Annotated in this window: 7 protein-coding genes and 2 pseudogenes; 6 read left to right on the top strand and 3 right to left on the bottom strand. The window is 62.2% G+C overall.

Features of this window, described 5'->3' with window-relative positions:
- Window positions 1–153: 153 nt before the first annotated feature.
- Window positions 154–1488 (bottom strand): annotated as a pseudogene (locus DK926_RS19825) (transposase); the annotation flags it as partial.
- Between the two features lie 477 nt (window positions 1489–1965).
- Window positions 1966–2556: an SMI1/KNR4 family protein gene (locus DK926_RS19830; RefSeq protein ID WP_165839627.1), complete on the bottom strand. Its 591-nt coding sequence runs from the start codon at window positions 2554–2556 to the stop codon at window positions 1966–1968.
- A gap of 1773 nt (window positions 2557–4329) precedes the next feature.
- On the opposite strand from DK926_RS19830, the gene DK926_RS19835 reads away from it, so the two are divergent.
- The 6 genes from DK926_RS19835 (at window position 4330) to DK926_RS26495 (ending at window position 9704) form a co-directional block, all read left to right on the top strand.
- On the top strand, window positions 4330–5223 hold the full coding sequence (locus tag DK926_RS19835; RefSeq protein ID WP_114331855.1) for a ParA family protein: 894 nt from the start codon (window positions 4330–4332) through the stop codon (window positions 5221–5223).
- Window positions 5220–6119, top strand: coding sequence for a hypothetical protein (locus DK926_RS26490; RefSeq protein ID WP_125833435.1), 900 nt, complete (start codon window positions 5220–5222; stop codon window positions 6117–6119). Before DK926_RS19835 ends, DK926_RS26490 begins: the two co-directional genes overlap by 4 nt.
- Window positions 6120–6353: 234 nt before the next feature.
- Window positions 6354–7091, top strand: coding sequence for a DUF2637 domain-containing protein (locus DK926_RS19845; RefSeq protein WP_243636915.1), 738 nt, complete (start codon window positions 6354–6356; stop codon window positions 7089–7091).
- Between the two features lie 1338 nt (window positions 7092–8429).
- Window positions 8430–8993 carry a hypothetical protein gene (locus tag DK926_RS19850; RefSeq protein WP_114331858.1) on the top strand — a complete coding sequence of 188 codons (564 nt, stop codon included), beginning with the start codon at window positions 8430–8432 and terminating at the stop codon, window positions 8991–8993.
- A gap of 186 nt (window positions 8994–9179) precedes the next feature.
- Window positions 9180–9485 carry a hypothetical protein gene (locus DK926_RS19855; RefSeq protein WP_114331859.1) on the top strand — a complete coding sequence of 102 codons (306 nt, stop codon included), beginning with the start codon at window positions 9180–9182 and terminating at the stop codon, window positions 9483–9485.
- Window positions 9486–9509: 24 nt separating this feature from the next.
- Window positions 9510–9704, top strand: coding sequence for a hypothetical protein (locus DK926_RS26495; RefSeq protein WP_125833436.1), 195 nt, complete (start codon window positions 9510–9512; stop codon window positions 9702–9704).
- 181 nt (window positions 9705–9885) lie between these two features.
- Here DK926_RS26495 and DK926_RS19860 read toward each other — a convergent pair.
- Window positions 9886–10014 (bottom strand): annotated as a pseudogene (locus tag DK926_RS19860) (histone-like nucleoid-structuring protein Lsr2); the annotation flags it as partial.
- Between the last annotated feature and the right edge of the window lie 165 nt (window positions 10015–10179).

Below are 10179 nucleotides of genomic sequence, written 5' to 3' on the forward strand. Positions count from 1 at the left end.
GCCTTCCTCGTCCGACGTCCTGGTTTCATGTTCGGAGCCCTGCGGTAGTCGCCAGTTGGCTGGTGGTGGATCGAACCGAATGAGATCCGGTCGTGCCCACCGCGCCAGGTCGCTGTCGCGTTCGGCGCCAAGGACGGCGGCTACTTCTGCGGTGGTCATCGCATCCAACCGTTTCGCAGGTTCTGGCACCGTAGACGTTGCATACCTGACCCGGCGATCCCGTTCGGCCGCAGCGAGATCGGCCCGCAACTGGCGAGCTTTGCGGGCCCGGGCGCGATGGACCTTCGCGCGGTCTTCAGGGGAGGCGGAGTCGGCGAGAACTGCGGTGCCCAGATGCTTGCCGGTGCCGGCGTCGAAAACCTCGATCTCCCCGTGGTGGTGCGGCATGTAGCGGATCCGGACGGTAGCCCCGACCAGGCCGGTCATCCAGTCGGCTACGTAGTGGCGGCCGCGGCCGAAAGCGACGCCTTTGGTGGTGATTTTGCGCGCCCGGCGGTCGTCGTCGAGGGTGAACATCCACAGCCGTGTCTCGTCGACGTCATGCAGTGGAGTCGGGTCGGCGTCCCACGACTGGAGCGGGGTCCGCTCCCCCAGCTCTGCGATGGCGTGTTCGCTGTTCCACCATCGCACCCAGGTCAGCACCTCGGCGGTGAACGCCTCGAACGGCAACGGTGGTTGGCTGGGATCGGTAGGTGTGCCGTTGATTTGGGTCTGTCGGTGGGTGTAGCGGGGTAAGGCGGCGAACAGCATCTTCTCTGCGGCACCGTTGATCGTTTCCACCGTTCCCTTCAGATGCGCTGAGTAGGCAGGCAGGTCGTCCACTCGTACTGCGAAGGCGCCCAGGGCCTCGCCGACGGTTCGGGACAGGAAGTCTTTGCCTCGGTCGATCCGGACCGCCGCGGGTAGTCCTCCTGCAGGCCCGTACGGTTCGCGGCGCATCACTGCTGCTCGCAGGGCCGCCAACACACTCTCGCGGTTCGGTGTTCGAGGTGTGACTGCTACACCGAGGATGACGTCGTGGGCGGCGTCGACGAACCAGGTGACCCACGGTTTGACGAGTCGGCCTTCGACGTCGACCTGAACAGGTGCCTCGACGTGGTCGGCCTCCCACACCGCATTGCGATGCGATGGTGGGCGTTTGAGGAATACGTCGAAGTTTCTGCGTGCCCTCTCCCCCGCGCGGAGCCCTGCCCTGTCGCCGGCAGTGACATCGGCTGCCACCGCTCGATACAGTGCGGATTTGCTGGGTGCCGCCGGCCCGCCTGCCTTCTCCGCGGCTACGAGTTCCCTGTGCAGGGCCAGGACGTTCCCGCGCCAGTACGCCAGTCGTACCCGCAGCGCGTTGTCCAGGCGAAAGCGTTGCCGCGCAACAGGCTCGACCTTGTCTCGGCGAACGGCCAACCATCGCCACACGGTGCGTTCGGCTACCCCCAGTGTCTGTGCGCTCAGACGTACGTGGTCGCTTGTGAGCTCGCCGCGTTCGTTCATTGCCGCTAGCCGACTCGCTACAGCCTGCTGTAGCGCCCGTGCATCCGCGTTCCCCACCCGCTCCCCCTCCCAACACAGTGCTGGGTCCCCGAACGGAGGTATTCGACCACGAGGCCAGAGCTACTGACACCGAAACGGGAAAACCCACTGACACATTGGTGGGAAGTCTCAGGTTGGATGTCAGCGGCCGCATGAAATGTCAGTGGTCTGACCTGGGAATACCCCGATGGGTATCAGCGGTAGGCCGCACTGAACGCCAGCGGATATCGCGCTGGATGCAGCTTGAGCTGGGAAAGGGCGTGGCTCCTATGAAGGGTTCCGGCCAATGCGTTCCAATGACTCGTCTCGATGACGACTGGCTAACCGAGGCGAAGTACTTCTTCGAGATACGGCTGTCGGGCGCAGAGGATACGGACTGGCTGCGGTTGAAAGGGCCGATGCCGACCATGCCGTCCGGGTGGGATCTAGCGGCCTATCTCAATCGATCGGCTGGGACCCCGCAGGTAGATGCGATGCGTCAGCCACTTCCCAGAGCAGGGCCCCGTCAATTCTCGTCGGTATCAGTCCGTTGTAGTCGTACGGCGACTCAACGCTGTGGTGAACGGCCGCGACGTAGCTGGCCAGAGAATCGAATATCGGGCCGCCACCGTCGATAGCCATGAAGTAGCGCACGCATCCGTGATGCTTGCCCGGACGCGTGTCGATGTATTCGAAGTCCCCGGCACCGTCCTCGGCGAATGGCACGTAGGCGTCGAGGAACGTCTCGGCGGTACCACCTGCCTCTTGGGTATGTACGACTTCAGGCCATTCCGGACCGAGATCGTCTGTATTTGCCCGCATCTCACGGGCTGCTCTGTGCCGATAGATCAGCCCCTCAAGAGTGAGCAAGCCGCGGTCGGGCAGTACTGTGCCGACCCACTGATCTGAACGCACGGGGAAGACTTGTCCGCCCTGCAGTGAGAAGAACTCGTGAAGTTCCTCGGTCCACAGCGTCGTTGCTTGTTCGGCCTCCTGCCGCGCCTCGCGCGAAGGCGGCGGCGCGATAGACGCAGCTGTGACCGGAGCCAACTTCCTGCAAGAGGGCCATATAGTTCGCCCAGGTCTGCGTGAGAGTCATGAGCGGATGCTAACGGGGTGCGGGTTATGCGCTGGCAGCGAACCGCGAGCGCTCGCTGCGCGGGATACCGTTCACGGAGGCGGGCGCCCTCGTGCTCGCGCAGCCAATCTCCCAAAGCAGATCCCCGCGGCGAATCGCCGGCATCAGTCCGTTGTAGTCACGTGGCGACTCAGGAGTTAGTGATGCGCAGTGATTCAACTGCGTGATGTTCAGCGTCACTGTGACGAATCAGAATGATGTCCTGATCTGCATGCCTTTGCCATTCTTGGGGTGAAGGTTAACGCGAAGGAGGCGAAGGCTTGTCTGCCGGCGCCGCTTGTAAGTGGCACTCGACTGCTTTCTAATCCCATACGTATGGCCATAGCAAGACCCATAGCGAAGGACGTAGGAACGGGGGCCGCTATGACCGTCGATACGGCGGTTGTGCCAGCGCTTCGGACGGGGTTTCAGTGGGGTCTATACAGGACCCCCTGGCACTCGGTGCGGGCCGGAGCGACGGTCGGCGCGGATGCTTAGCAGGGGGCAGTAGGCTCAATGATCTACTCGGCGTGTTGCAATCGATGCCAATTTCTATCTGTCGGTCTGCTCTTAGTGGCGTCGGCCCCGGTACCGGTGCTGTCAAATGCACTTCACGCGCTGCGACGTGTGGGGCGAGGGCGCTCGGCGGTCATAGTTCGCGTTCATTGAAGTGGATTGAATGAGCATCCGGTGCGGGGGTGTGATGGCGCGCGCCGAAAGATCGACGGGGCGGTGGTGGTGGTCAGCCTTGGTCTGTTGATAATTCCGATTCTGTCGTGGCTCTGGCACGAATCGATGCGTGGTGTCGGATAGTGCTACAGCGTGGTCTTCGGGTTACATCGGGCGCCCCAGATCCGTCTGCCGAAGGGCACTGCGAAGCTTATGGAGTCGCCCGGTATTTCGGTCCACCTTGCTCCCGAGGATTCCACTGTCTGGTTCCTCCCCGGTATGCGCAATGACGCGTCCTGAAGGACTCCCCCTGCGTGTTGAGTTGTCGGACTCAGCGGTTCGGATAGAGTTACAAAGTGGCTCTTGACCTGCATAAACAAGTTTGGCCAAGTAGAGGGCTGTATATGCGGCCATGTGTAAGCCCATACGCTACGCCATACGTATGGCCATACCGACTCCCCTGCGCTCGACCAGACCTAATGGTGCAAGCATGGGCAGTGCCCAGGTCAGTTGTCAGGCGGAAAGTATGTGCGTGTGCAAGGCCGTGCATACGGTCGTTTGCATGGCCGGGTGTAATTACGTATGACTGTGCATGATTATGGCTGTGGGTAAGGCTGAATGAGCAGCTTTCGTAAAGGTGGTGTGCAAGTAGTGTTGTATGGCTTTGCGCACGGCAGTTGAAAAGGCGTTGGGTAAAGCTGTGAAACGTACCTTAGCGACGTACTTGCGACTGGCTGTAGGTAGAGCAACAAGCATTGTTGTCGATATAGCCGTATGTTAAGCCCTAACGCGGAGCAGTTAAAGGGCTGTTCAAAACGCAGTCGCGGCAGCTCTGCACAGGAACTTCCCAACGGCTGTTCCAAGGACTGCTTTACAGGCTTTTGATGAGGCTATCTGCGGCGCCTTTGAGAAGTCTTGATGTAGAACCCTGTTAACGGCTGTATGAACGATCGGTTCGAAGTGCGTGTCGCAGGCCCTATCTACGGCACGAGTCCGGTACCTTCACCCGGGTGACGACAACCGGAACTTCACGGACAGTGCTGGTCGCCAACCAAAAGGGCGGCGTCGGTAAAAGCTCGATCGTGTCAGCAGTAGCGGGCATGGTCGCCGCCACGGGCCGGCGCGTGCTTGTCGTCGATGCCGACCAGCAAGCAAACGTCTCGTCGTCCGACCTCGGGGTCGAAGGCGACGGTGGAAAAGGACTCAGCATCACCCTGCAGTACGGGCAGCCGTTGACTCCCGTCCGAGCGGTCCGGCCAAATCTCGATGTCATTCCAGGCGGCCCGGCTCTCGCGGTTATCTCCGCAGTGGCGGCCACGGCGGCGCAGACGAATACGGATTTGCGTGCGAACCTGACCCAAACGCTGAACGACTTGAACGATGCCGAGAACTACGACCTGGTGTTGATCGACTCCGGACCTGGTGACGCCCCACTCCTCGAGGCGCTGCTAGGCACAGCCCGATACCTAGTCGTGCCCACGAAAGACGACGACGCCAGCTTGTCCGGTGTCGAACTACTCGCCATGCGGTACCTGCGAGCTCGAAAAGCGGGCTCTCTGATCCAGCTTCTTGGCGTGGTCCTATTCGACACGAACCCTCGCGCAACCGCACGCAATCGTGAGGTCTTCGAGCAGGTAAATGACCTCCTCGACGGCAGCGGCGCCGACCCATTTGAGACGTTCATTCGATCAGATCGTGCTGCAGCAGTAGATCTTCGGACTCGCCACCTCACTCCGCTCGAACTCGTGGAGGTCGCGGAATCGGACCAGAAGAACCGCCTACAACGACTGCGTCAGAAGGGGAAGACCGGCGACCGGCTGTGGTCCCGAGACCCATCGGGACTTGCGTCGGACTATCAGGCTTTGACGCGTGAGATTCTCAGCCGCGTATCAAACGCAGAACGCGATCGCGTTGCAGGCGGTGTTGCATGAGTACCAGAAAGCGCAAGGCCGCGTTCAACCCGAACGCACTCGACGACATGGACGACCTGCTCCCGCCGATTAACCTCGTCCGAGACGCCGCGGCCGCGGGTGGGAATGCGGTGCCTCGTACCGGTGACGAACGGGCAACACCTCCGACTCAAGGTTTATCAGCTGGCGGCAACAATGGTGCGGGCAGCGGTAGCGGCGTAACGACGGACGACAAGGCCACCCCGGGTACCGACGCACCCAGCGAACGCCACCCCAAGCCGGGTCACGCGCTAACTGTCGTGGCAAATCACGATCCCTCCCTAGCGCAGGAACCCACTTCGCGCGATACGGGAAACTCGGAAGTGGTGACTCAAGGTGCATCGGGCGTCACAGAAGACGCGACGGTGACGCCCGATGAGGAACCTATCGATACCCTCACCCCTCCGACTGAGGGTGACGACAAGCAGAGCACACCACGCCGTACAGACGCGCGGCGCAGGAACTCACGACGAGACTCGCAGACGACCAGCGTCAACCGTCCCGCGCCGCCCGAAGTAGCACTGCCGCACGAGATTTACACCGCCTTGCGAGCCCTCACCCTTAATGAGCGGAGCGCGGATCCGACAAAGGCACGTTCCTACGGCCAAGTTGTGCTTGATGCCGTCGAAGAGCACGCAGGCGAACTGAAGACGCATTGGTCGGCCACTGTCACCAATTCGGGCACAGGACTGTTCAGAAGGGCGGAGGCAGGAAGGCCCACACGCCGACGACACAACGCGCCGCAGTCTCGTGTGCCGCTCGCCGGTGTCATCAACTCCGACGCAGCAGTTTTGGACCAGTTGGCTATCGACTGGGGTGCCGGCAGCAGAAGTGCTCTTGTCGAACAGGCGCTACGCCTATATCTACGTGTCGAGTGACGGCGTTAGAGGCAACCGCGGCGGCTCGTTCCGCCGAGGGGTACCGGTACCAAAATCAGACCAGATCGGCTGGTCAAGGTTCTGCAGCTTCATCCAAAACCCGGACCCGACCCACTCTGGAGTGGCCGCAGCGGCCTAAACGTAGTTGACCACTAGAAGGAGTCTTGAATGGATCTGCGCAGGAAAAATAGCGGCGCACCCGAGTCGCTACCCGTACTCACGGTCCATCCCCAGGTGCTCTTCGCCGCGTTGATCACCGGAATTGCGCTCACTGTGGGAATCGCCGCATCCTCGTTCTGGTTGTCTTTCGCTGCGCTCAGAGAGCTGGCCGTTATGGCGGGAACCGATCCGGGGCTTGCATGGGCGCTGCCGGCCGTTCTCGACGGTGCCATCGTCGCGACGACGGTGATCGCGCTCGCACTTTCTCATCACACCGACCCCCAAACCGTTCGCGGGCGAAGGTTCGTGTTGGCTGTGCTCGTGGTAGCGGCCGGCGCGTCGATCCTCGGCAACGGATACCACGCCACGCTGGCCCCCAATGCTGTGCCAGCCGTGATCGCGGCCGGAATCGCCACTGTTGCACCGGTTTTTCTGCTCGCAATGACCGAGGTGCTTGCTGTCATTCTGCGTGCGCCACGTAAGCAGGAAACGCCGGCGGGCCAGGCTGAAGTCGAACGGACGCAGCTAATCTCGGATGCCCTCGATACTGCGGCGTCGACGCACGTCGCGGAAGGGAGCGGCGGACTCGATCCAGTCATCTGGGCGACGGTGCTTGTGTACCTCCAACATCCAGACTGGTCCTACAATGATGTCGCCGCAGAGCTGGATGTCGACGCGGCAACCGTCTCCACCCACCTTGCGGCGTGGTTCGACTTGCAGATGACGACAGCCCGGCACTGCGGCCTAGAGCCCGCCGCGGCCAACCACCCTCACATGCTCGAAGATCGTGGACGCATGCCTGCGCTCGCATAGGTGTGTGAGCTCCTCGTATCCGTCCTACCTTCCTGCGCGACGGCCGGGCCGTTCAACGCCGAGCTGCGCATGTTGGTACAGCCCTAGAGCTGCGGCTTGGTGAATTGGCCAGTTCGGATTCCTCACCGCAGCTGACGGTGCTCGGCGGACCCTGAGCCCTACGGTGCACTGACGGCAAAACCACAGCAGACCGCACACAGCGTGGGGGAGTGGCGAACTCGCGCCATGCTGTGGGTTCAAAAGGTCATCGTGGGTGTGACACCGTGCACCACCAACCCCCGTCGACCTCTGTGCACGGCGTCCGAAGCGCGCAGGAACGGGGTACGGCAGCAGCGAATCACCAGACTGCCAGTTCGCCGCCGCCTGATCCTGCTCCCACACTCCTTGCCGGTCTTGTTCTCGAACGACTGTCGGACCGCCACGCACTCGCCCCGGGTCCCGAACGTCTGCGTTCCCGTATCCGCCGATCCGGCACCGTTGCCGGCGGCAAGGGCGCCAGCAGTCACCGAACGCGCAATTGCGCTATACACCACGTGGTTTAACGAAATGGTCTTCACCAGTGCATCTCCCATCAAGTCATGTCGAGACAGGTGGCCGAAATTCAGTGGGGAGGCGTTACCGCGATGTTGACCAGGTTGCCCACGATCGCCGACGCGTTCGCCGCGATGTTGAATCCGACCGCGACGAGTTTGAGAATGTCCATGCTTTGTTCCTGAAATAGATTGGAGTGCAGCGTATTCAGTCGCTCACACCGTGGTTCGTTGGTCTGCTGCGTGTAGACATTCGTTAGATGCAGGCACGGGCAGATAGGTCCCCCCACTGCTCAGACAGAGATCACGGGACGGTCAGTTCTTTCGAGTCTCGTCAGCTTCACGGATCCGGGTCCGACAGTGCTACCGCGACTCAGAACGGTGCTGGGTTCCGTCGCTTCCGCACAGTCACCTTGGGCAGTGCAACGGCAGGAAGTGGGAAGGTCACCGACCTTGGCGCTTTGGCCCGTGGTGTACCCGTCGATGGCGACGGGCCACCCTTGCGGGTGTCCACCGATTGGAGCTCCGCTGCGCGTCGCGCGATAGAAAGCGTCAGGTTTCTTTCGGGCATCTGGCTTCTCCGAGCTTGCGCCACCCTGGCCCGTCTTACCCACCCCTGACTCCGCTGCGCTCCGGCCCTGTGGGCTCCGAAAACTATTCCCAACGCCTCCGGCTGAAAACTTTTCGTCCCAAGGGCAGGACGACGTCCCAGTGCATCGCCTTCTCTCCTCACGCCAGATGACGGCGAAAGAAATTGGCAAAGCGAAGGGCCGGGGGAGCCGGTCACGCGAGACGAGGAGAGCCCGACATGCCCACGAACACCACTCACCAGCACAAGAAGACCGCCCGTGACCACGGGCGTGCAACAGGCATCGTCACCCACACCACCGCCATCGTCACCGGACCACAGAACGCCACGATCACCGTCACCGCCTCAGCGACCGAACACGCGCAGATGATCGTCGTGCTCGGACATGTCATGATGACCTTCCACAGCGCCGAAGTAGTCCACGACGTCATCGCCGCCTTCGCCACCGTCCGGGCAGCCCTCACTGGAGCGGACGGACACGCTCCCAAGCCGATGCAGCCAGGAGGTGAGTACGGCGCCGCAGCACTATCGGTCCTCTGGCTCGCAAGCCCCGAGCACGCAGCCGTGCCGCAGCGCCGCTACATCCCCGAACAACGCCGCACCATGCACTGGGTCGACCTACACCTAGGCCCGATCACCTGGCGCATCACCGACCGCATCGGTTACGACACCCTCATGGAAGAATTTCGCCGAGTCCACCGCACCGCAGTCGGCGTCTTCCTCGACGGAGGCCGCTACCGCCGCGACCCCACCAGAATCCTCGACGCCTTCGACAACGCCTGAACCACTACCAGACGTTCGGCCCCGCACCCCGGGGCCGAACGTCGTTGTCCCCAGAAAACTCCGAACCCCCAATGATCCACAAGAGCTGCTGGATCAGCGTCGGCGTCGCACGACTCGCTGCGCTCCCCGTGCGACGCTGCCCAGCAAGCAGCAACCCACCACGAGCACGGAAGGCAACCACCGACGATGATCACCTGGACAGTCACCACCCACCCAGAGAACAGCCCCGAGATCGTCACCGCCACAGGAGCAGAACCCAACCTTGACACCGCGAAACGGGCCGCCGCCGATGCGGTCCGCTACGCCCTCCTCGCCGCGCGCGAACACGCCTCACCGGACAACGGAAGTGCCCCGTCCTACCTGGTCAGACTCGACGGCACCTGTGCACTCATCGTCGGCCTGGGCCGATTCCGGCCAGAAAACTACAACGGCGTCCTCGACAGCCTCGAACTCTTCGACGGCACAGCACCACCCAACCTGCTCTACATCTGACCAACAACATGAAAAACTGCAGTAGTGAGCGCGAGATTCAGGGTCGTGGTGACCCGAGACGGCAAATGGTGGTTGATTTCCATCCCCGAACTCGGTGCCGTCACCCAGGCCCGGGAGTTCAGCAGCGTTCCGACGATGGCGCGCGAGGTCATCGCCCTCGAAACCGGCGTCGCCCTCGCCGACGTTGCTGTCGATCAGCACATCGAACTGACCGCCTAAAAACGGACTCACCGCATGGCGTCGCGAGATGGGTCGCCCAAACCTTGCGTCGCAGTCGCAGTGTGCATCCACCCGGCTGACCGACTCCGTTCGAATGAAGTACTCATCGACTGTCAGAGCGGCACGAGCCGCTACCCAGCACCTCGATCGCCCGTGCGGAACTACCGGGGCCGGCGGTCGGCTAGTGGGCTGAGTTGTACGCCTCTTCGATGTCGGCCGGAATGCGGCCTCGCTCGCTGATCTCGTAGCCCTCATCGGCCGCCCACTGACGAATCGCCCTGGTTTGCGCCGGATCCCGCTTCGGACACTCGCTGCGGGCATGAAGTACCCCAGGTTTTGTTCCGTTCTTTGTAGGAGGATGGAGCTATGCCACGTCAGTACCCGCCGGAGTTCCGGCAGCGAGCAGTGCGCATGGTGGAGACGGTGTTGGAATCCGACGCCGAGCTCTCGGAGTTCGAGGCGATTCGCCGGGTCG

This window comes from Rhodococcus sp. Eu-32, from assembly GCF_003336925.1.
In the GTDB taxonomy this organism is placed as follows: domain Bacteria; phylum Actinomycetota; class Actinomycetes; order Mycobacteriales; family Mycobacteriaceae; genus Rhodococcoides; species Rhodococcoides kyotonensis_B.

Bases quoted from the DNA above. Each gene is read 5' to 3' on its own strand.
- DK926_RS26490 (WP_125833435.1), top strand. From the start codon at position 5,220: ATGAGTACCAGAAAGCGCAAGGCCGCGTTCAACCCGAACGCACTCGAC.
- DK926_RS19850 (WP_114331858.1), top strand. From the start codon at position 8,430: ATGCCCACGAACACCACTCACCAGCACAAGAAGACCGCCCGTGACCAC.
- DK926_RS19855 (WP_114331859.1), top strand. From the start codon at position 9,180: ATGATCACCTGGACAGTCACCACCCACCCAGAGAACAGCCCCGAGATC.